The 24404-nt window shown below is 68.0% G+C and carries 25 protein-coding genes and 3 tRNA genes; 4 read left to right on the plus strand and 24 right to left on the minus strand.

Going from position 1 to position 24404, the window contains the following annotated elements; all coding sequences use genetic code 11:
* Window positions 1–23: 23 nt before the first annotated feature.
* The 11 genes from YWY_RS0109090 to rplJ all read right to left on the minus strand — a co-directional run bounded on the left by YWY_RS0109090 (window position 24) and on the right by rplJ (window position 11294).
* On the minus strand, window positions 24–1289 hold the full coding sequence (locus tag YWY_RS0109090) for an MCE family protein (RefSeq protein WP_028847367.1): 1266 nt from the start codon (window positions 1287–1289) through the stop codon (window positions 24–26).
* Window positions 1289–2488: an MCE family protein gene (locus YWY_RS21065; protein ID WP_051310088.1), complete on the minus strand. Its 1200-nt coding sequence runs from the start codon at window positions 2486–2488 to the stop codon at window positions 1289–1291. Before YWY_RS21065 ends, YWY_RS0109090 begins: the two co-directional genes overlap by 1 nt.
* Window positions 2488–3660 carry an MCE family protein gene (locus tag YWY_RS0109100; protein WP_028847368.1) on the minus strand — a complete coding sequence of 391 codons (1173 nt, stop codon included), beginning with the start codon at window positions 3658–3660 and terminating at the stop codon, window positions 2488–2490. Before YWY_RS0109100 ends, YWY_RS21065 begins: the two co-directional genes overlap by 1 nt.
* Window positions 3657–4646, minus strand: a complete 990-nt coding sequence (locus tag YWY_RS0109105; RefSeq protein ID WP_028847369.1) for an MCE family protein — start codon at window positions 4644–4646, stop codon at window positions 3657–3659. The genes YWY_RS0109100 and YWY_RS0109105 overlap by 4 nt, the downstream gene beginning before the upstream one ends.
* On the minus strand, window positions 4643–5689 hold the full coding sequence (locus YWY_RS0109110) for an MCE family protein (RefSeq protein ID WP_028847370.1): 1047 nt from the start codon (window positions 5687–5689) through the stop codon (window positions 4643–4645). Before YWY_RS0109110 ends, YWY_RS0109105 begins: the two co-directional genes overlap by 4 nt.
* The gene (locus YWY_RS0109115; RefSeq protein ID WP_028847371.1) at window positions 5686–7158 is read right to left on the minus strand and encodes an MCE family protein; all 1473 of its coding nucleotides are present in this window, start codon (window positions 7156–7158) and stop codon (window positions 5686–5688) included. The genes YWY_RS0109110 and YWY_RS0109115 overlap by 4 nt, the downstream gene beginning before the upstream one ends.
* A complete protein-coding gene (locus YWY_RS0109120) occupies window positions 7155–8003 on the minus strand; it encodes an MlaE family ABC transporter permease (protein WP_051310089.1) in 849 nt (282 codons plus the stop codon). Before YWY_RS0109120 ends, YWY_RS0109115 begins: the two co-directional genes overlap by 4 nt.
* Window positions 8004–8010: 7 nt before the next feature.
* Window positions 8011–8802: an MlaE family ABC transporter permease gene (locus tag YWY_RS0109125; RefSeq protein WP_028847373.1), complete on the minus strand. Its 792-nt coding sequence runs from the start codon at window positions 8800–8802 to the stop codon at window positions 8011–8013.
* On the minus strand, window positions 8799–10019 hold the full coding sequence (locus YWY_RS21070; protein ID WP_051310090.1) for an ABC transporter ATP-binding protein: 1221 nt from the start codon (window positions 10017–10019) through the stop codon (window positions 8799–8801). The genes YWY_RS0109125 and YWY_RS21070 overlap by 4 nt, the downstream gene beginning before the upstream one ends.
* A 291-nt stretch (window positions 10020–10310) precedes the next feature.
* The gene (gene rplL / locus YWY_RS0109135; protein ID WP_028847374.1) at window positions 10311–10706 is read right to left on the minus strand and encodes a 50S ribosomal protein L7/L12; all 396 of its coding nucleotides are present in this window, start codon (window positions 10704–10706) and stop codon (window positions 10311–10313) included.
* Between the two features lie 36 nt (window positions 10707–10742).
* Window positions 10743–11294, minus strand: a complete 552-nt coding sequence (gene rplJ / locus YWY_RS0109140) for a 50S ribosomal protein L10 (protein WP_028847375.1) — start codon at window positions 11292–11294, stop codon at window positions 10743–10745.
* Between the two features lie 333 nt (window positions 11295–11627).
* On the opposite strand from rplJ, the gene YWY_RS21075 reads away from it, so the two are divergent.
* On the plus strand, window positions 11628–12704 hold the full coding sequence (locus YWY_RS21075) for a hypothetical protein (RefSeq protein ID WP_156899165.1): 1077 nt from the start codon (window positions 11628–11630) through the stop codon (window positions 12702–12704).
* A gap of 48 nt (window positions 12705–12752) precedes the next feature.
* Here the strand turns inward: YWY_RS21075 and YWY_RS21080 are convergent, their stop codons facing one another.
* From YWY_RS21080 to YWY_RS0109175, 6 genes are all read right to left on the minus strand, one after another.
* Window positions 12753–13142, minus strand: a complete 390-nt coding sequence (locus YWY_RS21080; protein WP_156899166.1) for a hypothetical protein — start codon at window positions 13140–13142, stop codon at window positions 12753–12755.
* Window positions 13143–13268: 126 nt separating this feature from the next.
* A complete protein-coding gene (gene rplA / locus YWY_RS0109155; protein WP_028847377.1) occupies window positions 13269–13991 on the minus strand; it encodes a 50S ribosomal protein L1 in 723 nt (240 codons plus the stop codon).
* Window positions 13992–14063: 72 nt separating this feature from the next.
* Window positions 14064–14495: a 50S ribosomal protein L11 gene (gene rplK, locus YWY_RS0109160; RefSeq protein ID WP_028847378.1), complete on the minus strand. Its 432-nt coding sequence runs from the start codon at window positions 14493–14495 to the stop codon at window positions 14064–14066.
* 80 nt (window positions 14496–14575) lie between these two features.
* Window positions 14576–15364 (minus strand): transcription termination/antitermination protein NusG, encoded by a 789-nt coding sequence (gene nusG / locus YWY_RS0109165; protein ID WP_028847379.1) that lies wholly within the window; start codon window positions 15362–15364, stop codon window positions 14576–14578.
* A gap of 36 nt (window positions 15365–15400) precedes the next feature.
* Window positions 15401–15817 carry a preprotein translocase subunit SecE gene (gene secE, locus YWY_RS0109170; RefSeq protein ID WP_028847380.1) on the minus strand — a complete coding sequence of 139 codons (417 nt, stop codon included), beginning with the start codon at window positions 15815–15817 and terminating at the stop codon, window positions 15401–15403.
* A 36-nt stretch (window positions 15818–15853) separates the two neighbouring features.
* A tRNA-Trp gene (locus YWY_RS0109175) sits at window positions 15854–15929 on the minus strand.
* Between the two features lie 145 nt (window positions 15930–16074).
* Between YWY_RS0109175 and YWY_RS0109180 the strand changes: the two genes are divergently transcribed.
* Window positions 16075–17298: a pyridoxal phosphate-dependent aminotransferase gene (locus YWY_RS0109180; RefSeq protein WP_028847381.1), complete on the plus strand. Its 1224-nt coding sequence runs from the start codon at window positions 16075–16077 to the stop codon at window positions 17296–17298.
* Between the two features lie 235 nt (window positions 17299–17533).
* Here YWY_RS0109180 and YWY_RS0109185 read toward each other — a convergent pair whose 3' ends face one another.
* The 6 genes from YWY_RS0109185 to YWY_RS0109210 all read right to left on the minus strand — a co-directional run bounded on the left by YWY_RS0109185 (window position 17534) and on the right by YWY_RS0109210 (window position 21500).
* Window positions 17534–17953: a MaoC/PaaZ C-terminal domain-containing protein gene (locus tag YWY_RS0109185; RefSeq protein WP_028847382.1), complete on the minus strand. Its 420-nt coding sequence runs from the start codon at window positions 17951–17953 to the stop codon at window positions 17534–17536.
* Entirely contained in the window at window positions 17950–18399 is a 450-nt protein-coding gene (locus YWY_RS0109190; protein ID WP_028847383.1) for a MaoC family dehydratase N-terminal domain-containing protein, read from the minus strand. Before YWY_RS0109190 ends, YWY_RS0109185 begins: the two co-directional genes overlap by 4 nt.
* A gap of 30 nt (window positions 18400–18429) precedes the next feature.
* On the minus strand, window positions 18430–18594 hold the full coding sequence (gene rpmG / locus YWY_RS0109195) for a 50S ribosomal protein L33 (protein ID WP_028847384.1): 165 nt from the start codon (window positions 18592–18594) through the stop codon (window positions 18430–18432).
* 55 nt (window positions 18595–18649) lie between these two features.
* A tRNA-Met gene (locus YWY_RS0109200) sits at window positions 18650–18723 on the minus strand.
* Window positions 18724–18732: 9 nt separating this feature from the next.
* A tRNA-Thr gene (locus YWY_RS0109205) sits at window positions 18733–18808 on the minus strand.
* A gap of 61 nt (window positions 18809–18869) precedes the next feature.
* Complete coding sequence (locus YWY_RS0109210) at window positions 18870–21500, minus strand: putative bifunctional diguanylate cyclase/phosphodiesterase (protein WP_028847385.1); 2631 nt, start codon at window positions 21498–21500, stop codon at window positions 18870–18872.
* A 214-nt stretch (window positions 21501–21714) separates the two neighbouring features.
* Between YWY_RS0109210 and YWY_RS0109215 the strand changes: the two genes are divergently transcribed.
* Both YWY_RS0109215 and YWY_RS0109220 read left to right on the plus strand, forming a co-directional pair.
* A complete protein-coding gene (locus tag YWY_RS0109215) occupies window positions 21715–22821 on the plus strand; it encodes a glycerophosphodiester phosphodiesterase (protein ID WP_245566611.1) in 1107 nt (368 codons plus the stop codon).
* A gap of 132 nt (window positions 22822–22953) precedes the next feature.
* Window positions 22954–23463, plus strand: coding sequence for a hypothetical protein (locus YWY_RS0109220; protein WP_051310092.1), 510 nt, complete (start codon window positions 22954–22956; stop codon window positions 23461–23463).
* 373 nt (window positions 23464–23836) lie between these two features.
* Here the strand turns inward: YWY_RS0109220 and YWY_RS24045 are convergent, their stop codons facing one another.
* Window positions 23837–24388, minus strand: a complete 552-nt coding sequence (locus YWY_RS24045; RefSeq protein WP_156899167.1) for a hypothetical protein — start codon at window positions 24386–24388, stop codon at window positions 23837–23839.
* Window positions 24389–24404 lie beyond the last annotated feature (16 nt).

Below are 24404 nucleotides of genomic sequence, written 5' to 3' on the forward strand. Positions count from 1 at the left end.
CCGTTCCGCCCGTTCGGGGGAGGTCACCCCAGCCCGAGCATGCCGCCGAACGACGTCACCGTCTTGCTGACGGTGAGGTGGTCCGGGCGGCCGTCCATACGGCGCTGGTAGTCCAGCGATTCCTGGTCGCGGTTGGCGTTGGCGGCGACTTCCTCGTCTGTGGCCTCGCCCACGGGTATGCCGTTGTACGGCGCGTTCAGCGAACCGCGCACGTTGATCGGGCTGCCCTTCGGCTCGGCACAGTACGCGTCCTTGTTGTACGGCGGGTCGTTGGTGATGTCGCTGCCCTTGCGCCGGACCGTGCCCTCGTAGCCCTTCACGCACGGGGGCGGGTCGAACAAGTTCAGCGTCAACCCCAACGGCGCCTCGCCCTTGTTGTCGCGCAGCATGGTCACCGCACCCGCGGACAGCGCCGGGTAGGTGAGGAACGCCTGCTCCAGGCCCTCCAGCCGGGTGCCGGCGATCCGCCCGACGGTGATCAGGTTGGCGATCACATGGCTGAGGCCAGGACCGATCTCGTCCACCACTTCGCTGACCTGGGTGGCCGACGACGGCACCTGGTCGATCAGCTTGCGCAGGTCCTCGTCGGATCCCTTCAGCGCCTCGGACACCTTCTGCAGGTCGGTGGCGAACGACCGCACGTGGTCGAACTCCTCGTTCTGCGTGCTGAGCACCTGATTGCCGGACTCCAGCAACTGCCGCAGATCCGGCAGGTTCTTCCGGGCACCGCGGACGAACTCGCTGGAGGTGTCCATGAGCACCTGCAGGTCCTTGCCGTAGTCACCGGCGAACGCGTCGTACGACTCGTTCACCACGGTGCGCAGCGCGTCCGTCGGCACCGAGTCGGCGAGGTCGGTCAGCTCCTCGATCACGTCGTCGGTGCCCGGCGGCCGCTTGGTGTCGGTGATGACCGACCCGTTCTTCAGGTACGGCCCGCCTGCCTTGCGCGGCCGCAGGTCGATCAGCTGCTCACCGACCGCGGACCGGTTCATCGCTACCGCCTGCACGTCCGCGGGAATCGGCGGGGCGTCCGGTTCGATGTTCAGGTCGATCTCCACCCCGGTGTCGGTCAGCCGCATGTCACCGATCCGGCCGACCTTGACGCCGCGATAGGTGACCTCGCCGTTGGGGAACACCCCACCGGTGTCCGGCATGCGCACCGCCACCGTGTAGCCGGCATCGCCGAACGCCTTGCCCACGTCGGTGAACCGGATCAGCGCGTACACCAGCGCCGTGCAGCTGATCAGCACGAACGCCACCAGCTGCAGCTTGGTCTTGCGGGTGAGCATCAGTGACCCCCCATCGGCAGCGCGCCGGTCAGCGACTCGATCAGCCTGCGCGGACCCGACCCGTCCATCGGGATCTCCGGCAGAATCTGCGGCACTTCCAGGTCCGGCAACGGCAGCTGGTTCGGATCCAGCAGCTCGCCTTCGGCCATGGGCAGGTCCTTGACGATCGGCAACCCAGGCATCGGGTGGCCGCGGTTGCGCCGGAAGTTCTTGACGATCTCCTCCAGATCCAGGCTGACCCGGGCGAACAGGTTGAAGTAGTCACCCTTGGCGCCTTCCACCGCGCCGTCGGAGAACGGGAACGACACCAGCAGCTCCAGCGACTGCGGCAGGTCCTCCGCGTCGGCCAGGTTCTGCAGGATCGGCCGCAGCGACTCGAGGTTGTCGATCAAGTCGTCCTGGCTGCGCTGCAGCGTGTCGGTGGCCACCTCGGACAGCTTGCGCAGCGACTTGAGCATGCGGGTGAGGTCCTTGCGCTGGTCGACCAGCACCTTCATGCCGGGCGACAGGTCGTCCAGCGCCTTGGCCACCACGTGCTTGTCCTTGCGCAGCGTCTTGCTCAGCCGGTTCAGGCTGTGCAGCGCCCTGTCGATGTCGTCGGTCTGCCCGTTCAGCCCGCGCACCAGCGTGTTGGCGTTGTGCAGCAGCGCCTTGATCTCCGGCTCGTTGCCGGTGAGCGTCTTGTTCAGCTCCTTGGTGATGGTGTTGACCTGCTCGATGCCGCCGCCGTTGAGCAGCATGGACAGTGCGCCCAGGATCTCCTCGACCTCCACGTTGCGGTTGGTCCTGGACAGCGGGATGACCGAGCCGTCGGTCAGCTCACCGCGCGCCGTGCCCCGCGGCGGGCGCACCAGGTCGATGTACTTCTCCCCGAGCAGGCTGGACTGCTTGATGTTGGCCAGGCTGTTCGCGGGCATGTCGGCGTCCCTGCGGAGCAGCACGGTCACCTCGGCGTGCCAGCCGTCGTCGGCCAGGTCGATCTTCTCCACCCGGCCGACCGGCACCTCGTTCACCTTCACGTGGGTCTGCGGCACCAGGTCCAGCACGTCCCGGAACTGGATCTTCACCCGGATCGGGTCCTCGCCGAGGTCGGCGCCGCCGGGCAGCGGCAGGTCGTAGATGCCGGTGAACGAGCTGCACCCGGTCGCCGCCAGGGCCAGCGTGGCGAGCAGCGCGATCAGCGCACGTCGCATGCGCATCACTGGCCACCTCCGTACTGGATCGCCTGCAGTTGCCGCAGCGGCGGCGGGATCTTGCCCTTCTGCAGCGAGTTGATGACCGAACCGACCGAGGGCAGCGCATCGCCCAGCGGCGCGACCTTGTCGCACAGCGAACCGAGCGGCTTGCCGGCCTCGGGCACCTGCTTGACGATGTTGCAGATCATCACCAGCGGCGGCTGGGCGAGCTCGTTGAAGTCCGAGCGGGTGTCCAGTGCACCGGTGCTGCCGTTGTAGGCGTTGATCACGTTGCCCAACGCCACCGGCGCGATGTCCAGGATCTCGGTCAGCGCCGCCCGCTGGTCGACCAGCGTCTTGGTCACCTCGGCCAGCTTGTCCACGTTGCTGCGCAACCGGTCCTTGTTCTGGTCGATGAACCGCTTGACCTTGGCCAGCGTGGAGCCGAGCACCTTCACCGTCTCGCGGAAGTTGTGCCGCTCCTCCGACAGGAACGCGCTGACCTCGGCCAGCTGCTGCTCGAACGTGCGGATGTCGGCGTCGCTGTCGGCGAACGTCTTGGTGATCTTGGCCAGGTTGGTCACGGTGGCGAACAAATCGTCCTTGTTGCCGTCCAGCGTGCCGGACGCCTTGCCGAGCTTGTCGATGGTGGCGTTGAGCGCCTTGCCGTTGTCCTTGAAGTTCTCCGCCGCCGTCTTCAGCAGCCGGGACAGCGAGCCGTCCTTGTTCGCCCCCTTCGGCCCCAGCGTCTCGCTGACCTCGATCAGCGTCTCGTACAGGTCGTCGATCTCGAGCGGGACGGCGGTGCGCTCCATGCCGATGACCGCGTTGTCCTTCAGCGTCGGCCCACCGGTGTACGGGGGAGTGAACTGGACGTAGCGGTCACTGACCAGCGACGGGGCAACGATGACCGCCTGCACGTCGGCGGGCAGCCGCACGGTGCGGTCGTAGGTCATGGTGACCTTGACCCGGTCGCCCATCGGCAGCACTTCCTCGACCGTGCCCATGGCAACGCCACGGACCCGGACGCTGTTGCCCTCGTAGAGGCCGATGGCCGACGGGAAATAGGCGGTCACCCGGCGGACGTTGGCGTCCTTGAGGGTCCACCAGAGCGCGCCGGCCACCACCAGGCCGAGCACGCAGGCGAGCGCGATCCCGCGCCACAGTTGCGCTGCGAAACGAGTCTGCGGGCTCATCGCGGATCACACCCGTCCTCGTTCAGCGGCCCCGCTTGCGGCAGCAGGAAACCGCACAGGTAGTTGTCGAACCACCGGCCGTTGCCCAGCACGTTGTTGAACTGCCGGACGAACGGGGCGAACGCCTCGATCCCCTCACCGAGCGCCTTGCGGTTGCGGTGCAGCAGGCTGGTGAGCCGGTCGAGGTCCTTCAACACCGGGCGCAGCTGCTTGTCGTTGTCGTCGACCAGGCCGTTGAGCTGAGCGGCCAGCTGCTGGCTGCTCTCCAGCAGGGCCGAGATGGCCGCCTTGCGCCGATTCAGCTCGGCCAGCAGCACGTTGCCGTCCTGCATCAGCTTCACCAGCTGCTCGTCCCGGTCGGCCAGCGTGTCGGACACCTCGCGGGTGTTGGCCAGCAGCTTGGCCAGCTGCCGGTCCCGCTTGGCGATGGTGTCGGACAGGCGGGACAAGCCGGTCAGTGCACCGCGCAGCTCCTGAGGGGTGTCGCGGAACGTCTCGGACAGCACGTCGAAGCTCTGCGCCAGCTGGTCGGTGTCGATCTCGTCGACGGTCTGCGCCAGGTCCCGGAACGCCTCCAGCACGTCGTACGGCGACGTGGTGCGCTCGACCGGGATGACCTCGTTCGGATCCAGCGGCTTCGTCCCGGCCGGTTCCAGCGACAGGAACTTCTGCCCGAGCAGCGACTTGAGTTTGATGTCCGCCCTGGTCTGGTCGCCCATCCAGGCGTCCTTGACGTAGAAGGTGACCCGGACCAGGTTCTGCTCGTCCAGCTCGACGTCGGCCACCTTGCCGACCTTGATGCCCGCGATGCGGACCTCGTTGCCCGGCTTGAGCCCGGCCGCCTCCTCGAACTGGGCGCTGTAGGTCGTCCCGGCGCCGATCAACGGCAGGTCGTCGGCGTTGGCCGCGGCCACCAGACCCATCGCGATCACCGAGATCGCCACCACGGCGATGGTGATCGGGTTGCGTTTCTGGAACGACTTCATGCCGTGCCACACCTCTCTCGCGGTGCGCGCGGTGTCTCGATCGGGATCTCCTGCCCGCCCGGCACCTTCACCGTGATGTCCAGGCCGCAGACGTAGAAGTTGAACCAGGAGCCGTAGCTGGCGGTGCGGCCGATCGTGGTGTACTTCTTCGGCCCGAACACGATGAAGTGCTCGATCTTGTCCTCGTGCTGGTTGAGCAGCCGCGTGGCCCTGCCGAGCTCGGCGATGTCGTCCTTGAGCGGCTTGCGGGTGTCGTCGAGGAAGCCCGCGGTGGTGCGGGCCAGCTCGTCCAGCGACTCCACCGCGTCACCGATCGGCACCGCGTCCTCGGCCAGGCCGGAGACCAGCTGCTGCAGCGTGTCGACCGTCTCCCGGAACTGCGGGCCCTTGGCGTTGAGGGTGTCCAGCACCGAGTTCAGGTTGTCGATCAGCTCGCCGATCACCCGGTCCTTGTCGGCCAGCGTGTTGGTCAGCTGCGCGGTGTGCGCCAGCAGGTTCTCCACCGTGCCGCCCTCGCCCTGCAGCACCTGCACGATCTCGTAGGACAGCTGGTTGACGTCCTTCGGCGACAGCGCGGTGAACAGCGGCTTGAACCCGTTGAACAGCTCGGTGAGATCGACAGCAGACCGGGTCTGCTCCAGCGGGATCCGTCCGGTGCCGTCGGTCGGCAGGTAGTCGTCGCGGCCGGACGGCGGGCCGGGGTCGAGCGCGATGTAGCGCTGGCCGACCAGGTTCCGGTACCGCACGGTGGCGATGGTCTGCTTGGGCAGGCGCCGGTCGGCGTCCACCTCGAACTCCACCTCGGCCTGGTTGCGGTCGGCCACCCGCACGTCGGTGACCTGGCCGACACGCACACCGGCGATCCGGACGTCGTCGTTCTCCAGCAGCAGCGTGGCGTCGGAGAACCGCGCCGTGTAGGTCACCGTGCCGCTCATGTTGATGTTGGCGATGCTGATGCCGAGCACCGCCGTGGTCACCACGGTGATCACCGCGAAGATGGTCAGCTTGATCAGCGGACCGGTCACATGGGTCGCCGACTTCACCGGATCTCCACCTCCGCTCCACGGTAGAGCGGACCCACCAGCAAGCTGCCCCAGCTGGGCATCTGGTTGGGCTTCATGCCGGTCTCGATGCTCACCAGGTGGCTGAGCAGGTTGTTCTCCGCCGGGGTGTTCACCTCGTCGGCCACGGCGGCGGCCGGGGCGGCGCCACCGCCGCTCGCGTCGTAGGTGCCCGCCATGCCCTTCGGCTTGGTGCCCGGCTTGCACTCCTTCAGCCACTGCTCCGGCACCTTGTTGCCGAACACGTTCACCACGTCGCACGGCAGGCCCTCGGCGTCCCACTCCGGCGCGCGGGGATCGGGTTCGCCCGCCGGGTCGGTGCCGTCGTCGAACCGCAGGAACTTGTACGGCATCGGCAGCGGGCTGGGGATGTCCTCGTGGTGCACGTCGACGCACCACGGCCCGCGGTACTTGCCCAGCTCGTCGGTGCCGATGCCGCCGAACTCCGGCTCGTCCTGGCCCGGCTTGTACTTCTCCTGCGCGGGCCCGATGACCACCTTGGCCCGCAGGCCGGGGGTGGAGGTGCCCTTGCCGAACGCCGCGTCCAGCAGCGGCAGCGCCTCCGCCATCTGACTGGTCACGCACGGCACTTCCGGCGCGTACTTGGCCAGCATGGCCAGCGTGCGCTTGTTGACCTTGTTGACCGTGACGATGTTGTTCCGGTTGGCCTCGAGGTAGTCCTGCAGGTCACGCGAGGCGGTGGTCAGCGTGCGGTACAGCGAGTCGAGGTTGCGCTGCTTGTCCACCAGCGTGGCGGACGTGGTGCGCATGTTGTCCAGCGTGTCGATCAGCTCGGGCGCGACGTCCTCCAGGTTGTCGGAGAACTTGGCCAGCTCCTGCAGGTTCTGCTGTAGCTCGGGCAGCTCCGGGTTCAGCTCGCCCATGTACTCGCCGAGCTCCACCAGCGTGTCGCCGAGCTGCTCGCCGCGGCCCTCCAGCGCGTTGGCGATGGCGGTCAGCGTGCTGTTCAGCTTCTGCGGCTGCACCGCGCGCAACACCGGGAGCAGCTTGTCGAACGACTGCGCCAGCTCCAGCGCCGCGCTCGATCGATCCTGCGTGATCACGTCGCCCTCGGACATCTTCGGACCGTCCAGCGACGGGAAGGACAGCTGCACGTAGCGCTCACCGAACAGCGTCTTCGGCATGATCCGCGCAGTGGCGTTCTTCGGCAGCTGCGCCGCGTACTCCGGGTCCAGCGCCAGATCCAGGACGGCGCCGTCCGGGGTCGGGGTGATCTTGGCGACGTGCCCGACGAACACCCCGCGCGCCTTGACGTCCGACTTCACCGCCAGCTGGTTGCCGACCTTGTCGGTCTCCAGCTTCACCGTCACCACGTCCCGGAACGCGTGCTGCTGGCTCGCCACGCTCAAGCCGACCAGTCCGAGCACGATCACGATGAAGCCGATGCCGAGCAGTCGGCGCTTCAGCACGGTTCCCAATCCCCTGCTCATCCGGCGATCCTCAGCGTCGTGTCGGTACCCCAGATGCCGAATCCGATGAAGAAGTTCATCAGCGCGACCACCACGATGGTGGTCTTCACCGCCTTGCCGACCGCGACCCCGACACCCGCGGGCCCGCCGGAGGCGGTGTAGCCGTAGTAGCAGTGCGCCAGGATGATGAACACCGCGAAGATCAGCACCTTGGCGAAGCTGATGAACACGTCTTCCTTCGGCAGGAACTGTTCGAAGTAGTGGTCGTAGGTGCCAATCGACTGGCCGTAGAACAACGTCACGGTCAGCCGGGAGCCGAGATACGAGGCCAACAGCCCGATGATGTACAGCGGGATGATGGCCAGAAAGCCCGCGATGATCCTGGTGGTCACCAAGAACGGCAGGCTGGGCACGGCCATGACCTCGACCGCGTCGATCTCCTCGGAGATCCGCATCGCGCCCAGCTGAGCGGTGAAGCCCGCGCCCACCGTCGCGGACAGCGCCAGGCCGGCCACCAGCGGCGCCACCTCACGGGTGTTGACGAAGGCCGAGACGAACCCGGAGACCGCCGCGGCGCCGATCTGGTCCAGGCCGGCGTAGCCCTGCAGGCCGACCACGATGCCGACGAACAGCGTCATGCCGAGCATGACGCCGACGGTGCCGCCGATGACCGCGAGCGCGCCGCTGCCGAAGAACGTCTCGGCCAGGATCCGCATCACCTCGCGCGTGTAGCGCACGAGCGTCTTCGGGATCCACGCCAGCGCACGGATGTAGAACGACAGCTGGTCGCCCAGGTCGTCCAGCTTGTTCAACGGCACCTGCACCGCCCTGCGTGCGGTGCGCCCAACGGTGTTCAGTGTTGACATCGCCGCATCACCCGGTCTTCGGTGGGACGACAGTGAGGTACACCGCGGTGAGGATGAAGTTGACGAAGAACAGCAGCAGGAACGTGATGACCACCGACTGGTTCACCGCGTCCCCGACACCCTTCGGGCCAGGAGGCGGGTTCAGCCCCCGGTAGCAGGCCACCACGCCGGCCAGGAAACCGAACAGCGCGGCCTTGATCTCGGAGATCCACAGGTCGGGCAGCTGGGCGAGGGCGGAGAAGCTGGCCAGGTAGGCGCCGGGGGTGCCGCCCTGCAGGATGATGTTGAAGAAGTAGCCACCCAGCACGCCGACTACGCTGACCACGCCGTTGAGCAGCAGCGCGACCAGCGTGCAGGCCAGCACTCGCGGCACCACCAGGCGGTGCACCGCCGAGACACCCAGCACTTCCATCGCGTCGATTTCCTCGCGGATGGTGCGGGCGCCGATGTCGGCGCAGATCGCCGCCCCGGCCGCGCCGGCGACGATCAGCGCGCACACGATGGGTGAGGCCTGCTGGATGATGGCCAGCACGCTCACCGCGCCGGTGAACGAGGCCGCGCCCAGCTGGTTGACCACCTGGCCCAGCTGCAGCGAGACCACCGCGCCGAACGGGATCGACACCAGCATCGCGGGCAGGATCGACACCCCGGCGATGAACCAACCCTGTTGGATGAACTCCCGGACCTGGAACGGCCGCTTGAACGTCAACCGGACCACGTCCGCGCCGAGCGCGAACAGCTTGCCGGTCGACTCCAGCGCGCCCCGTCCCGGGAACGAAACCGTCGAACGTTGCGTCACCGAAGGCCTCCCTGGCCCTGCGGCGGCCGCGGTTCGCGGCCCGGCGGGTACGGCGACCACCGATTCTCCGGGATGCGCGCCACCTGCTCGGGCGGCAGCTGCCCGCGCTGCACGCCCGGCTGGTCACCGCCGGGTCCCGGCGGCTGCGGGCGGGGCTGGGACGCCTGCTTCCCCGCCGCGGCCGGCGCGGCGTTGGCCGCGGCCACCGCGGGCGAGCGCACCCCGTAGAACTGCTTCTGCTCCTCGGTGAGCGACTCGATGATGGCTTCCTGCGCCTTCGGCGGCAGCTCGTGCAGCATGCGCATGACGCGATCGGTCCGGCGCTTGTCGCCCTTGCGCGGCGGCAGGCCGGGAGTGGGCTGCATCTGCTTGGGCACGCCGGTGATCTCCTCCACCCCGCCCGCGTGGTGGCCTGCTTCGAACATCGCCCTCTCCGCGGCCAGCGTGGCGGAGTCCTTCTCCTCCGACATGCCGATCGGGCCGTCCATGCGGCCGTTGAGGAACTGCTTGACCACCGGCTCGTCGGAGGTGAGCAGCACCTCGCGCGGCCCGAACATGACCAGCTCCTTGCGGAACAGCATGCCGATGTTGTCCGGCACCGTGCGGGCCAGGTTGATGTTGTGGGTGACGATCAGGAACGTCGCGTCGATCTGCGCGTTGACGTCGAGGAAGAGCTGGGAGATGTAGGTGGTGCGCACCGGGTCCAGGCCCGAGTCCGGCTCGTCCACCAAAATGATCTCCGGTTCCAGCACCAACGCCCTCGCCAGTCCGGCACGCTTGCGCATACCGCCGGAGATCTCGCCGGGCAGCTTCTTCTCCGCGCCTGCCAGGCCGGTCATCTCCAGCTTCTCCAGCACGTTGCGCCGGATCTCGGTCTCCGACATCTTGGTGTGCTCGCGCAGCGGGAACGCCACGTTGTCGTAGAGGGTCATCGAGCCGAACAGAGCGCCGTCCTGGAACAGCACGCCGAACAGCTTGCGCACCTCGTACAGCTCGGACTCCGAGCACGACACGATGTCGATGCCGTTGATGATGCACTTGCCGCGATCCGGCTTGAGCAGCCCGATCATCGACTTCAAGAACACCGACTTGCCGGTACCGGACGGGCCAAGCAGCGCCGACACCTCACCCGGCGGCAACGTCAGCGTCACGTCCCGCCAGATGGTTTGGTTCCCGAAGGACTTCGTCAGGCCTTCGACGATGACCTCGGCTCCCATCGACCCTCCTGAATCCGCACTGCTCAAGGCCACGCCCGCGGGCCGCAGTTTCTCGGTGCAACGAGCCGGAGCGGCACAGGTTACTCGCCAGTCATGTTCTTTTCACCCGCAAGTGCCGTTCCGGCAGGGACGGCCCAGGGGGGGGGCAACCTACCGTCCGCGTGGCCCAGCTCATAGCAACCGTTACCACATTGCAGGCCAACGGAAGTTGCCCCGGACGCAGCACAGGGCAGGCACCCGAACGGATGCCTGCCCTGTGCGCACTGCGTTCGTCGGTCGTTCGACGAGAAGTTACTTCAGGCTGACCGAAGCGCCGGCGCCCTCGAGCTTCTCCTTCGCCGCCTCGGCGGCCTCCTTGTCGACCTTCTCCAGGATCGGCTTCGGAGCGGACTCGACCAGCTCCTTGGCCTCCTTCAGGCCCAGGCCGGAGACGATCTCCCGGACGACCTTGATGACCTGGATCTTCTTGTCACCGGCCGACTCGAGGATGACGTCGAACTCGTCCTGCTCGGCGGCAGCGGCCTCGCCACCGGCGGCCGGGGCACCCGGCGCGGCGGCCACGGCGGCGACCGGAGCAGCCGCGGTGACCTCGAAGGTCTCCTCGAACTTCTTCACGAACTCACTCAGCTCGATCAGCGTCAGTTCCTTGAACGCCTCGAGCAGCTCGTCGGTGCTGAGCTTGGCCATGGTGGCCTTCCTTTCTTGTGCGGGCTTGGGCTGGTGTCAGCTCTCGGCAGGGGTGTCGGTGCTGTCGCCGGATTCGCCCTTGCGCTTGTCCTCCAGCGCGGCGGCGAGCCTGGCGACCTGGGTGGCAGGAGCCGCGAACAGGGCGGCGGCCTGCGACAACTTCGCCTTGAACGCGCCAGCGGCCTTGGCCAGCAACACCTCGCGGCTCTCCAGGTCGGCGAGACGGGAGATCTCGTCGACGGTGAGCGGGTTGCCGTCCATGTAGCCGCCCTTGATCTGCAGGGCGTCGTTGTCCTTCGCGAACTTCTTGAGCGCCTTCGCCGCGTCGACCGGCTCGCCCTTGATGAAGGCGATCGCGGTCGGACCGACGAACAGGTCGTCAAGACCTTGCACGCCCGCTTCCGCGGCAGCGCGCTTGACGAGCGTGTTCTTCGCGACCCGGTACTTCGCACCAGCGCCGAGGGCGCGACGCAGCTCGGTGAGCTGGGATACCGAGAGGCCGTCGTACTTGGTGATCACCGCGGCCGAGCTGGTGCGGAAGTCCTCCGCGAGCTCGGCGACGGCGGCCACCTTGCTCGGCTTCGCCATCCAGCGCCTCCTCTCTTGGCTGGCGACCGCAGGCATCGAAGCCCCCACATACGACAAACGCCCCGGCGCAGGACGGCGCGGGGCGTACACATGAGCACACGCACAAGCGTGGCCAAGCCTCGTCCTCCTGCGCGGGCCGCCCGCGGCTGCGGGACCTTCGATCCATCCCGGGGATGGATGACCAGCGGTCTTCGGTAGAACCTTGTCGAGGATACGGCACGGCTTCGCAGCCCCCGGCACCGGGTCGGGCTTTGCGGGCCGGTGTGGGCAAGCCGGGTCAACTTGCCGCGGACACCCGAGACCTCGGCGACCGCGGCAGGCATCATGGACGCCGTGGCGGATCAGCGACACGACGACCAGCAGCCGGACCCGCGCGACGGCCAGCAGGCTTCGCCCGGATCCCAGGCCGGGGCGAGCACGTCTGCGGACACCCCGGAGGGCACCGCAGCGGGTTCACCGGACGCGCCGGGCGCCTCGAGCGCGCCGGTGCCCGCGCCGGGCGGACCGCCGAGCGTGGCCTCCGGGCAGCACGGCCCCGGCGACGCCCAGGTCCCCGCCACCCAGCTGGACCCGGAGCAGCTGCGGCTGTTCCAGGAATTCCAGCAGTTCCAACAGTTCAAGCGGTTCCAGGAGTTCCAACAGGCCCAGCAGCAGGGTCTGATCCCGCCTGCCACCCAACAGGCCGGGACGGCGCTTCCTGCACCACCGGTGCAGCCGCCCAGCGCTGCCGTCCAGCAGGCCGGCCCCGCGCACACGGGTCAGCTCCAGCCGGCTGCCGCCCGCGAGGTCATGCCATCGGCCGCGGGGGAAGCGAACGGCCAGCCGACAGGCAAGGGCAAGGCCCCCCGGTGGCTGGTCTCCCTCGGCGGGAAGATCCTCGGCGCTTTGCTGATGCTCGCGGCGATCGTGGTCGGCGCGGCCATCGCGATCGACTACTTCTTCGGCGCGGACGACCCGGTGAGCCCGGAGGAGCACGCCAGCCTGGGCGGTAAGAAGGCCGAAGGGACGAAGCTGTACGCGAGCAATCCGTACGAGGCGGTGCGCCGCGTCTACGACGACATCGCCCAGGGCGCGACCGAGGACATCTGCTACCGGTTCGACGAAGCGGCGCGCGAGCAGTTCGCCTCCGCTTTCAACCACGAGACCTGCAGCGATGCCGCCGCCGAGCTGCACAGCAAGGTCACCGACGCGGACTCCTACGCCGAGTCGCTGCCGTCCCACGTGTCCAATCCGCAGCTCGGCGACGAGATCGAGATCGACTCGTGCCAGGTCGGTATCGCCCCGGGGGGCGTGGTCGGCGGGCCCGCGCTCGGTGTGTTCACCGTGTCGAAGATCCCGAACGCCGAAGGCGACCAGTGGATCATCACCGAGTACGTCCCCGGCCCGGAGAAGTGCCCGCGGAAGCCCTGATCCGCGGCCGACCCCGGCCACACCCGCTACCACCAACAGGACCGACGGTCATGGCAAGTCCTTCGGTAGCGACAGCCGTGTTTGGTACTGGCGCACTCTCTGTGCGAACTGCGGACAACCAGCCTTCTCCAGGTGCTCCGCCATCGACGCTTTGCCGCTCTTCTTCAGCCAATACAGGGTCTGCCGCAGCGTGGCCTCCCGGACGTGGATCGGAGAACATTCGTCAATCAAGAGGAAGAACTCGTCCGGCGCGTACACCTCGTACGGCAGTTCGACGTCCTCCGCTGCTGCCTCCTGCAGACCACGGTCGCAGCTCAAGACGTAGTCAGCACCGCGGGCGACAGCTGCGGCGTGTACGTGAGCATCGTGCTGATCGGATCCGGGAAACGATCCGTCCATGTCGAAGTCCTCGACCCGACCGCCCTCGAAGGTGCTCACGATCCGATCGCGTACCAAAGCACTCTGTGGAGACGCACATGTCCCCTGACAACGCCGAAGGGCGGCCCGGGATGGCCGGGCCGCCCTTCGGCAGAGCTTGTGAGCCTTGTCAGCTGCGGATGACCGTCAGGCCGCTGCCTCCGCCTCCGCCAGCAGGTCGCGGGTCTTCGCCGGGTCGACCGGGATGCCCGGGCCCATCGTCGTGGTGAACGTGACCTTCTTCAGGTAGCGCCCCTTGGCCGCGGACGGCTTGGCCCGCAGGATCTCGTCCAGCGCGGCGGCGTAGTTCTCCACCAGCTGCTCGGCCGTGAACGACACCTTGCCGATGATGAAGTGCAGGTTCGCCTGCTTGTCCACTCGGAAGGTGACCTTGCCGCCCTTGATGTCGGCGACCGCCTTGGCCACGTCCGGAGTCACGGTGCCGGTCTTCGGGTTCGGCATCAGGCCACGCGGACCGAGGATGCGTGCGATCCGCCCGACCTTGGCCATCTGGTCGGGGGTGGCGATGGCGGCGTCGAAGTCCAGCCAGCCGCCCTGGATGCGCTGAATCAGGTCGTCGCTGCCGACCACCTCGGCGCCGGCCTGCTCGGCCTCCATGGCCTTCTCACCGGTCGCGAAGACGGCCACCCGGACGGTCTTACCGGTGCCGTGCGGCAGGTTCACGGTGCCCCGGACCATCTGGTCCGCCTTGCGCGGGTCCACACCCAGGCGCATGGCGACCTCGACCGTCGCGTCCATCTTGGTGGTGGAGGTCTCCTTGGCCAGCCGGGCCGCCTCCAGCGGCGTGTACAGCCGGGTGCGGTCGATCTTCTCCAACGCCTGCAGGTACTTCTTGCTGCGCTTTGCCATGTGTCTGTCCTTCGCGGATCAGTCGTGGTGTCCGGGCCAGCGCCTGGCCCTCCCACGCTCGAAGCGGGTTGCTTACTCGACCGTGATGCCCATCGACCGGGCGGTGCCTGCGATGATCTTGGCCGCCTGCTCGATGTCGGTCGCGTTCAGGTCGGCCTTCTTGGTCTCGGCGATCTCCCTGACCTGGTCCCAGGTCACCGTGCCGACCTTGTTCTTGTGCGGCTCGCCCGAGCCCTTCTCCACGCCGGCGGCCTTCAGCAGCAGCTGCGCCGCGGGCGGGGTCTTGAGCTTGAAGTCGAACGAGCGGTCCTCGTAGACGGAGATCTCCACCGGCACCACGTTGCCGCGCTGCGACTCGGTCGCGGCGTTGTAGGCCTTGCAGAACTCCATGATGTTGACGCCGTGCTGACCCAGCGCAGGGCCGACCGGCGGAGCCGGGTTGGCCTGGCCCGCGGGGATCTGCAGCTTGATGATCGCCGCCAGCTTCTTCTTCTTGGGTGGCATGTCGTTTCCTTGTGTGTGTTGTCATCCCGCGCACCTGCCGTAGCGCGGGCTCCTGCAAGCTCTGCCGGCCTCGTGGACCGTCAGATCTTGGAGACCTGGTGGAAGCCCAGCTCGACCGGCGTCTCCCGACCGAAGATCGACACCAGCACCTTGAGCTTCTGGGCGACCGGGTTGACCTCGGAGATCGTCGCCGGGAGCGTGGCGAACGGGCCGTCCATGACGGTGACCGACTCGCCGACCTCGAAGTCCACCTCGACGACCTCGCCCGCGGCGACGTCCGCCCCCTCCTCGGCACCGGCCTTGGCCTTGCCCGCCGCCTTCTCCGGCTTCGGCAGCAAGAACTTGACCACCTCGTCCAGGCTCAGCGGGGACGGGTTGTTGGTGGCGCCGACGAAACCGGTCACGCCCGGCGTGTTGCGGACCGCGCTCCACGACTCGTCGTTGAGCTCCATCCGGACCAGGATGTAGCCGGGCAGCACCTTGCGCTGCACCAGCTTGCGCTGGCCGTTCTTGATCTCGGTGACCTCTTCGGTCGGCACCTCGACCTGGAAGATGTAGTCCTCGACGTCCAGCGTCTGCCGACGCATCTCTAGGTTGGCCTTGACCTTGTTCTCGTACCCGGCGTAGGAGTGCACCACGTACCACTGGCCGGGCAGCTTGCTCAGCTCCTCGCGCAGCTGCTCGGCCGGATCCGGCTCCTCGTCGACCTCGGCCGACTCGGCGGCCTCGGCCTGGTCGCCGGCGTCAGCCTGGCCTTCTGGGCGGGCGTCCTGGCCGGTCTCCTCGGCAGTCTCCGGCTGGCGCTCGTCGGCCACCGCCTCGTCCGTGGCGTCGACGGCAGCACCGTTGGCTGCGTTCTCCGAGGTCACGTTGCAGTCCTCACAATCTCTCTTCGCTCGCGCCGATCAGCCGAACAACGCGAAGACGGCCTTGGCGAACACCCAGTCCAGCGCCCACACCAGCGCCACCATGAAGGCGACGAAGGCGAGCACGACCGCGGTGTAGGTGACCATCTGCTTCCGGGTTGGCCAGATGACCTTGCGCAGCTCCGCGACGACCTCCCGCAGGAAGCGGGAGATCCGCCGGAAGATCGACTGCTTCTCGCCGTCGTCCTCCCGCTTGGTTGCCGGGGCCGGGGAGCCCTTGCGCTTGGCGGGCGCCGAGGCGGACGAACCACGACCGGCCTTGCCTGCACCGACGGCGGCGGGCTGCTTGACCGCATCGCCGGCAGCCCGCCTGCGGGCACGCCGACCCGCGGCGGTCTCCGGCCGGCGCGGACGCCGCGCGTCCTCGCCGTTGCCCTTCGCGCCGTCGTCGCTCACGCTCGAACTCCTTAGCTCGTGGCCGGTCTGTGCACTTGGCAGGGGTGACAGGACTTGAACCTGCAACCTGCGGTTTTGGAGACCGCTGCTCTGCCAATTGAGCTACACCCCTATGGCAGCGCCCGCTTGCGCCGAAGCGGACACACGAACTCGACACCGTGTCGGCCCCGCGGGCACACGGTCGTCGGCGTTCAAGTAAGGGAGTGTACGGCAACGCCGACTCGTGCCTGAGTTCGGTCCCGTGAAACGATGCATCCATGGCCGATTCACACTCAGCGCAAGCCCGTCGAATTTCCGAGCGTATCGCCTCGATCGAGCCCTCCGCCACCCTGGCGGTGGACGCCAAGGCCAAGGAGCTGAAGGCCCAGGGTGTCCCGGTGATCGGCTTCGGCGCTGGTCAGCCCGACTTCCCCACGCCGGAGCACGTGGTGGAGGCGGCGGCGAAGGCGGTGCGGGACCGCGCCAACCACGGCTACACCGCCGCCGGGGGCCTGCCCCAGCTGCGCGAAGCGATCGCCGAGAAGACGCTGCGCGACTCCGGTGTGCGGATCAGCCCGTCCCAGGTGCTGGTCACCAACGGCGGCAAGCAGGCCGTCTACTCGGCGTTCGCCACGTTGTGCGACCCGGGCGACGAGGTGCTGCTGCCCGCGCCGTACTGGACCAGCTACCCGGAAGCGATCAAGCTGGCCGGTGGTGTGCCGGTGCAGGTGACCGCCGACGAGTCGACCGGCTACCTGGTCTCCGTCGAGCAGCTGGAAGCGGCCAGGACGCCGCGCACCAAGGTGCTGCTGTTCAACTCCCCGTCGAACCCGACCGGCGCGGTCTACCCGCGCGAGCAGGTGGAGGCGATCGGCCGCTGGGCGCTGGAGCACGGCATCTGGGTGGTCACCGACGAGATCTACGAGCACCTGGTCTACGACGGCGTCCGGGCCACGCCGATCACCGCAGCGGTTCCGGAGCTGGCCGACACCACGCTGGTGCTCAACGGGGTGGCCAAGACCTACTCGATGACCGGCTGGCGGGTCGGCTGGATGCACGGTCCGCAGGACGTCATCAAGGCCGCCACGTCGTTCCAGTCGCACCTGTGCGGCAACGTGTCGAACGTGGCCCAGCAGGCCGCCCTGGCGGCGCTCTCCGGCCCGCAAGACGCCGTGGAGGAGATGCGCCAGGTGTTCGACCGGCGCAGGCGCAAGATCGTCTCGATGCTGTCGGAGATCCCCGGCGTCGAGTGCCCGACACCGCAGGGCGCCTTCTACGCCTACCCGTCGGTGAAATCGTTCCTCGGCAAGCCGCTGCGCGGCTCGACGGCGCAGAACACCGTGGAGCTGGCCGACCTGGTGCTGCAGCACGCCGAGGTGGCGATCGTCCCCGGTGAGGCGTTCGGCACCCCCGGCTACTTCCGGATGTCCTACGCGCTGTCCGACGACGACCTGGTCGAGGGTGTGTCCCGGCTCGGCAAGCTGCTCAGCGAAGTGGCGTGAAGCGCGATCGGCACAGGGTCCGCCGGACTCGGCAACCGACGACCGGCGGACCCTGCCGGATCGGCGCGCGAGCCGACATCCCGCACGAGGAAACTCGGTGATGTTCGCCACCCCTACCGCGTGGTCGTGGCCATCGCTGGTTCGGCCGTTCCCGATGGGGAGCCCCCGCGAAGCTCCGCAGATCACGTCCTGAATCGGCCGTGGTGGGTAGGTGAGAGGCGTGGCGGGTCGGTGATCAGTCGATCCGCACCACGGCGGTGGCCTTGCCCAGTACCGGGCGGCCTTCGAACTTCGCGGTGATCGCCACGGTGGCGCGCCCGTCGGAGATCTCCGTCACCTTGCCGGTGAGCTCGACCTCGGCGCCCTTGTCGTCGTCCGGCACCACGACCGGCCGGGTGAACCGCGCGAACAGGTCGACGACCCGCCCGGAGTCCCCGGTCCATTCGGTCACCAGCCTGCCAGCCAGCGCCATGGTCAGCATGCCGTGCGCGATCACGCCCGGCAGGCCGGACTCGGTGGCCTGCCGTTCGTTCCAGTGGATCGGGTTGAAGTCCAGGGAAGCGCCCGCGTAGCGGATCAGGTCCTTGCGGGTGATGCGGACGTTCAGCGGGGGCAGCTCGGTGCCGACCTCGACGGCGCTCAGATCGGCGCTCATGCGTCGGCTCCCCGGACGACCAGCTGGGCACGCGTGGTGCACACCAGCTCGCCGGACTCGTCGGTGATCTCGGCGCGCAGGTTCAAGAAGTCGTTGCCCATGCGGTCGAAAATGTCCTCGACGTAGGTGGTGATGCGCAGCTTGTCCCCGGCGTGCACCGGGCGCTGGTAGACGAAGCGCTGGTCGCCGTGCACCATCCGCGAGTAGTCCAGGCCCAGCTCGGGGTCGTTGATGATCGCGTTGATGGCGTCCAGGTTGATGATCGTCAAGAACGTCGGCGGGGCGATGACGTCGGGATAGCCAGCGGCTTGCGCGGCTGCCTTGTCCCGGCTCAGCGGGCTGGTGTCACCGATCGCGTCGGCGAACTCGGCGATCTTGGCGCGACTGACTTCGTACGTCTCCTTGGGCGGGTAGCACCGCCCGACGAATGACCGACTGAGTGCCACGTCAGGAGCTTATCCGCCGCGCAGGGAGACTCAGCGGGTCTCCTTGTGCACCTGGTGCTTCCCGCAGTTCGGGCAGAACTTCTTCAGCTCGAGGCGGTCAGGGTCGTTCCGCTTGTTCTTGCGGGTGATGTAGTTGCGGTGCTTGCACTCTTCGCACGCGAGCGTGATCTTCGGTCGCACATCGGTGGCAGCCACTGCGTGTCCTTTCTCGTGGCGCGCCGTGGCGCCTTCTCATCATCCCAACTTCGAGTAGCGGGGGCGGGACTTGAACCCGCGACACCACGATTATGAGCCGTGTGCTCTAACCACCTGAGCTACCCCGCCAGGTCAGCGTGGAGCCCCTTTACGGAATCGAACCGTAGACCTTCTCCTTACCATGGAGACGCTCTGCCGACTGAGCTAAAGGGGCATGCTCTCTGCGAGAGCACTTAGAACTTTACAACCCCGCCCGCGGGCGATGAAAGCGGGGGTCAGTTGAGCAGCTTGAGCACCGTCTCGGACTGAACGTCCAGGTGACGGGCGGTGCGCGCGTGCAGCCACGCCTCCAGCCGCTCCTCGCACAGCGGCCGGGAGATCAGGTAGCCCTGAGCAACGTCACATCCCATGGCCTCCAGCTGGTCGCGCGCCACGTCCTCCTCGACGCCCTCGGCCACCACGGTCAGCCCGAGCGAGTGGCCGAGCTCGACGATGGACCGCACCACCGCCAAGTCGTTCAGGTCGGTGCCCATGCCGAGCACGAAGCTCTTGTCGATCTTCACCTCGTCCACCGGCAGCTGGCGCAGGTAGGCCAGCGACGAGTACCCGGTGCCGAAGTCGTCCACGGCCAGCACCACGCCGAGCGCGTGCAGCTCGCGCAGGATCGGCAGGGCGCGCTGCCGGTCGGCCATCACGCCCGACTCGGTCAGCTCGAGCGTGAGCAGCTCGGGCGGCACCTGGAAGCGCTGCAGCGCGGCGGCCACCAGCCCGGGGAACTCCTCGTCGGACAGGCTGCGCACGCTCATGTTCACCGCCACCGAGATGCGCAGCCCCGCGTCGAGCCACTTGCGGGCCCTGGCCAGCGCCTCGTCCAGCACGAACGACGTGAGCGCGCCGATCAGTCCGGCCGCCTCGATCGGCGGGATGAACTCGTCCGGGTGCAGGTCGCCGAACTCGGGGTGCTTCCACCGCACCAGCGCCTCCACCCCGAGCACGGTGCGCTTCGGCAGCGAGATCTTCGGCTGGTAGTGAACCGTGACCTGGTTGCTCTCCAGCGCCTGGCGGAACTGGCTGACCAGCTGGAACCGGCGCATGAAGATCTGCCCCATGCTCGGCACGTAGCCGCGCACCTCGTCGGTGTTGCCGCTGGTTGTGATGGCGCGCAGCGCCACGTCGGCGCGCTGCAGCAGGCCGTCGACGTCCATCCGGCCGACCGCGTCGTCCACGTCGCTGCTGGCGTATCCGACGATGGCGTGTGCCTCGACGGTCAGCCGGTCGATCGGATACGGCATGGACAGCTCGCTGCGCACCTGCTCGGCGATCTCCCGCGCGGTCGACTCCGGGCAGGTGAGCAGGGCGGCGAACGATGCGCCTTCCAGCCTGGCCACCGGCACCTCCGGGCCGAGGACGTCGACCAGCCGGCGGCCCGCGATGCTGACCATCCGGTCCGCCCACGCGTAGCCGAGCGCGTCGCAGACCGTCGAGAAGTTGTCCAGGTCCACCCGCAGCAGCACGACGTTGCGCCCGGAAGCCAACGGACCGCGCGCGGCGTGCGAGATCCCCGGGCGGTTGAGCAGGCCGGTCAGCGGGTCGTGGTAGGCGTCGTGCTTGATCGTGGCGGTCAGCCTGCGGTTGTCCAGCGCGGTGGCCAGATGCGCCGACATCGCCCCGAGCAGCTGCAGGTCGGCCGCCGCGAACCCGCGCCAGCGCGAGCGGCGATCGTGCGCTTCCACCACGCCGAGCAGCTGGGTGGCACTGCGCAACGGGCAGATCAGCACTTCCTCCGCGCCGCGCGCGGCAAGCGCACGCCGGACATCGGGGCGGCTGTCGACCAGCCGGACGTGCCGCGGCCTGCTGTGCGGAAGCCGGATCAGCGGGTCGTCCGCGGAGACGTCCTCACCGTCCAGCGGGTCGCCCGCCACCACCGTGGTCAGCGTGTTCGCGCCGTCCAGTCGCAGCCGCAGCACCACCCGCCGGGCCGCCAGCTGATCCTTGATCCTGGCGGCCAGCGCTTCCCAGTCCGCAGGGCCGAACTCACCGGGCAGGCCGGTGTCGGTCAGCTGCCCCGACCTGGCCACCATCAGGCTGACGTCGGCCAGCGCGTCGATGTCCCGCTGCTCCCGGAGCAGATCGCCGTAAGCCCAGTACAGCCCGGCCAGGCCGATGCCCATGGCGGCGACCAGCAGCCAGCCCGCGGGCACCTCGGTAGCCACCAGGTAGCCGACCAGGCCCGCCGAGGCGTTGATCATGCCGACGACCAGGACCCGGGTCATGAACCGCAGCCCGGTGGACAGCTTCATCCGGTTGCGCAGCACCCAGACCGAGACCATGGCCAGCACGGTGCTGGCGGCCGGCGCGGCCACCGCACCGGCGAACGCGGCGGGCCAGGTGATCGACTGCGCACCCATCGCCGCGGCCACCGTCGTCGCCACCGCGTAGGCGGTGGTGATCTCGATGACCAGCACGCCGGAGTTGTAGAGCTTGCGGCGGTTGACCCCGCGCGCCACCAGCGTGCCGACTCCGGCGATCACATGCGTGACCAGGATGAGCTCGTACTCGGCCACCATCAGCCCGACGACCAGCGGGATCTCGGTGAACGACACCGTCCAGGAGATGCCGCTGCGCACGTCGATGTTGATGGCCAGTGTCTCCGCGGCGACGAACGCCACCAGGAAGAGCGCCGCCGTCGGCAGCGTCGCCGCGGTGAACGTGAACGGCTCGACCAGCGCCATCGCGACGGCGCCGGCGGCGGCGAACGCCAGGATCAGCCACGAAAACCACCGGAATCCTGCTTCGCCGGTGCCGTCACCCCCACTCGCCCCGGATTCCCCGCCGGACGGCGGTTCCTCCAGGGCCGACGGATGCGCCCCCGGCCGCTCCGACGCAGTGTCGCCGCGGTCGCTCAAGTGATCTCCTGCTCCCCTAGCCGGACCCTGAAGCCCGATTACTGTATCGCGCCTTGGCGGATTCCACCTCGTGCGAGAAATTAACGAGGTGGCCACCGAAAGGTATTGCCATCGACAGGCGGTCGTTGACCGGACCGGTCAAGGTCCGCATCGAGGGTTTCGACCCGACTGGAGGGCGGTGTTCACGACGATGTTCAGGAAGTGGGTTCGACGCATGGCGGTGCTTGCCGGGGCTGCCGGGCTGGTAGTCACCTGCGGCTTCGTCGTGCCGGCTGCGCAAGCGGAGTCCGACTTCGCCACGCCGAACAGCCTGCACGTGCGCAAGGATCTGGTGATCGGCCACCGTGGCTCGTCCGGCTACCGGCCGGAGCACACGCTGGCGTCCTACCGGCTGGCCGCCAGGATGGGCGCCGACTACATCGAGCCGGACCTGGTGGTGACCAAGGACGGTGTGCTGGTCGCCAGGCACGAGAACGAGATCAGCGAAACCACCGACGTCGCCGAACACCCGGAGTTCGCCGACCGCAAGACCACCAAGACCATCGACGGCCAGGAGATCACCGGCTGGTTCACCGAGGACTTCACGCTCGCCGAGCTGAAGACGTTGCGGGCCAAGGAGCGGGTGCCCGACATCCGCCAGCGCAACACCATCTACGACGAGCGCTACACCATCCCGACGTTCGCCGAGGTGCTCAAGGAGGCGAAGCGGCTGTCGAAGGAGCTCGGGCGGCCGATCGGCGTCTACCCGGAGACCAAGCACCCGACCTACTTCCGCAAGATCGGCCTGCCGATCGAGCCGCGGCTGGTCGCCGAGCTGAAGAAGGCCGGGCTGAACCACCCGAACGCCAAGGTGATCGTGCAGTCGTTCGAGGTGAGCAACCTCAAGGAGCTCGACCGCCAGCTGCGGGTGCCGCTGGTGCAGCTGATCTCCTCCACCGGCGCGCCGTACGACTTCGTCGACTCCGGCGATCCGCGCACCTACGCCGACCTGATCACGCCGAAGGGCCTGCGGGAGATCGCCAGCTACGCCGACGGCATCGGCCCGGACAAGCAGCTGGTCATCCCGTGGAACCCGGACGGCACCCTCGGCGAGCCGACCCGGCTGGTCCGGGACGCCCACCGGGTGGGGCTGAAAGTCCACCCGTACACCTTCCGTGCGGAGAACTCGTTCCTGCCCGCGGACTTCCGCTCCTCGGACAACCCGGCGCACTACGGCCGGATCCACGAGGAACTGGAGGTCTACTTCGACGCCGGCGTGGACGGGGTGTTCACCGACAACCCGGACATCGGTGTCGAGGTCCGCGACGACGAGGAGAACTGACGGAGAACTGACACTTCGTCCTTCCCACTCCGGTGACGGCCCGCCGGGAGCGCTTGGCCCCGGCGGGCCGTCTGCTTGCCTGCCGGGGCGCTCGAGCCGAGACCGTCGGTGGCCGGTGCTCCAATCACGGCCATGACCGACACCACGCCCATCGGCGAGCGGGGCGGCCAGGACCCGGTTGCCCAGCCGCTGCCCATGCCGCCCGGCTACGGCGAGCAGCAGACGACTTTGGCCTGGCCGACCGTGCGGGCCAAGCTGGTCGAGGCCAAGCAGTACTGGATCGCGGTCGACAACGGTGACCGCAACCCGCACGTGGTGCCGCTGGACGGCATGTGGATCGACGACCGCTGGTACCACGGCGGAAGCCCGCAGACGCTGCATCGCCGCCTGGTGGCGAAGAATCCGGCAGTGACGATGCACCTGCCCCACCCGTGGGAGGTCGTCATCGTCCAGGGCACGGTGTCCACGGCGGGCATCGACGACGAGCAGGCCGCGCGGTTGGCGACGACCTTCGCCGAGAAATACCCGGAGTACGGCCCGCCGAACGCCGAGCTGTGGCGTGACGGGCACGTGCTGATCCCGCGCAAGGTGCTGGCGTGGTCGGACTATCCACGCGACGCGACGCGCTTCGTGTTCGGTTGACGGGCTCGAGCATGTGCCGCTGAGGCTGTCGGCACCGCACCCCCGCCGTTGCCAGGACGGTTTCGGCAAACTTCTCGATGGTGATCACGCACCGCCGACACGCCTGATGATCAGGATTGCTGATAGCAGACGAAACAGCGCCACGGAAGGCATTTGTCGATATTGTCACAGCACAGTCTGCGTCGCTGCAGGTGATTGCGTTTTTGTGAACAGGCGACGGCTGAATCGCGCGAGTTTGTCTGTTACGGTGCACGGACATGTCGGGAAAGCACGCATTGCCTGCTGATGGCGGCAAACCGCGGGGGGTGTGCACGACAATGCCAAGAGCGATCGATTGATTCATCACTTGGATGCCGTCGGCTCGGTACACGTATCAGCGCTGGACGCTCCGGGCGCGGATCCGAGCAGAGCCGGCCTGCACTGGCCCATGGGCATAAGCCGCAAGGGATGACGGCGGGAACACGGCCCGACGGCACCAAGACAGACGGGTGACAATTCGACCGGCCCGGTTCACCGCCTGCCGCGTCATCACCATCGGAGCCGGTGATCGGATCAACGGTATCCCGTTGGCATTCCAGCCGACGACGACCTGAATTTCTCCGAGAATACCGAATCCGGTTTCGGCGCACTTGTCGTCGATGAGTACATCGTTCACTGCGCGTGGTTTGTCACGGTTGATGAGCGGGTAGGTGAACAGCCACACCCGTCTGTCCCGGCTGAGCGGCTTGCGCAATCGGAGCGGCGAATACGTTCCACCGCCCCGCCGCGCGGCCGACCACAAGCTCCGGTCGCCGGTGCCACGCATCTCGCGACCGGTACCGAGCGGACCACGGCCGAGGAGATCGAGCCGTACCGCCGGTCGGACACCAGAAGAAGGAAGGGAACCAGGTTCAGCGCAATAGTCGAGCACCAGAAGATGAAGCACTCGTAGGAGGCGAAAC

It is taken from the genome of Thermocrispum agreste DSM 44070 (genome assembly GCF_000427905.1).
GTDB classification, from domain to species: domain Bacteria; phylum Actinomycetota; class Actinomycetes; order Mycobacteriales; family Pseudonocardiaceae; genus Thermocrispum; species Thermocrispum agreste.

Bases quoted from the DNA above. Each gene is read 5' to 3' on its own strand.
- YWY_RS0109090 (WP_028847367.1), bottom strand. From the start codon at position 1,289: ATGCTCACCCGCAAGACCAAGCTGCAGCTGGTGGCGTTCGTGCTGATC.
- rplL (WP_028847374.1), bottom strand. From the start codon at position 10,706: ATGGCCAAGCTCAGCACCGACGAGCTGCTCGAGGCGTTCAAGGAACTG.
- YWY_RS0109215 (WP_245566611.1), top strand. From the start codon at position 21,715: ATGGCGGTGCTTGCCGGGGCTGCCGGGCTGGTAGTCACCTGCGGCTTC.
- rplJ (WP_028847375.1), bottom strand. From the start codon at position 11,294: ATGGCGAAGCCGAGCAAGGTGGCCGCCGTCGCCGAGCTCGCGGAGGAC.
- YWY_RS21065 (WP_051310088.1), bottom strand. From the start codon at position 2,488: ATGCGCATGCGACGTGCGCTGATCGCGCTGCTCGCCACGCTGGCCCTG.
- YWY_RS0109220 (WP_051310092.1), top strand. From the start codon at position 22,954: ATGACCGACACCACGCCCATCGGCGAGCGGGGCGGCCAGGACCCGGTT.
- rplK (WP_028847378.1), bottom strand. From the start codon at position 14,495: ATGCCACCCAAGAAGAAGAAGCTGGCGGCGATCATCAAGCTGCAGATC.
- YWY_RS0109180 (WP_028847381.1), top strand. From the start codon at position 16,075: ATGGCCGATTCACACTCAGCGCAAGCCCGTCGAATTTCCGAGCGTATC.
- YWY_RS21070 (WP_051310090.1), bottom strand. From the start codon at position 10,019: ATGGGAGCCGAGGTCATCGTCGAAGGCCTGACGAAGTCCTTCGGGAAC.
- YWY_RS0109105 (WP_028847369.1), bottom strand. From the start codon at position 4,646: ATGAAGTCGTTCCAGAAACGCAACCCGATCACCATCGCCGTGGTGGCG.
- YWY_RS0109120 (WP_051310089.1), bottom strand. From the start codon at position 8,003: ATGTCAACACTGAACACCGTTGGGCGCACCGCACGCAGGGCGGTGCAG.
- YWY_RS0109185 (WP_028847382.1), bottom strand. From the start codon at position 17,953: ATGAGCGCCGATCTGAGCGCCGTCGAGGTCGGCACCGAGCTGCCCCCG.
- YWY_RS0109115 (WP_028847371.1), bottom strand. From the start codon at position 7,158: ATGAGCAGGGGATTGGGAACCGTGCTGAAGCGCCGACTGCTCGGCATC.
- rplA (WP_028847377.1), bottom strand. From the start codon at position 13,991: ATGGCAAAGCGCAGCAAGAAGTACCTGCAGGCGTTGGAGAAGATCGAC.
- YWY_RS0109100 (WP_028847368.1), bottom strand. From the start codon at position 3,660: ATGAGCCCGCAGACTCGTTTCGCAGCGCAACTGTGGCGCGGGATCGCG.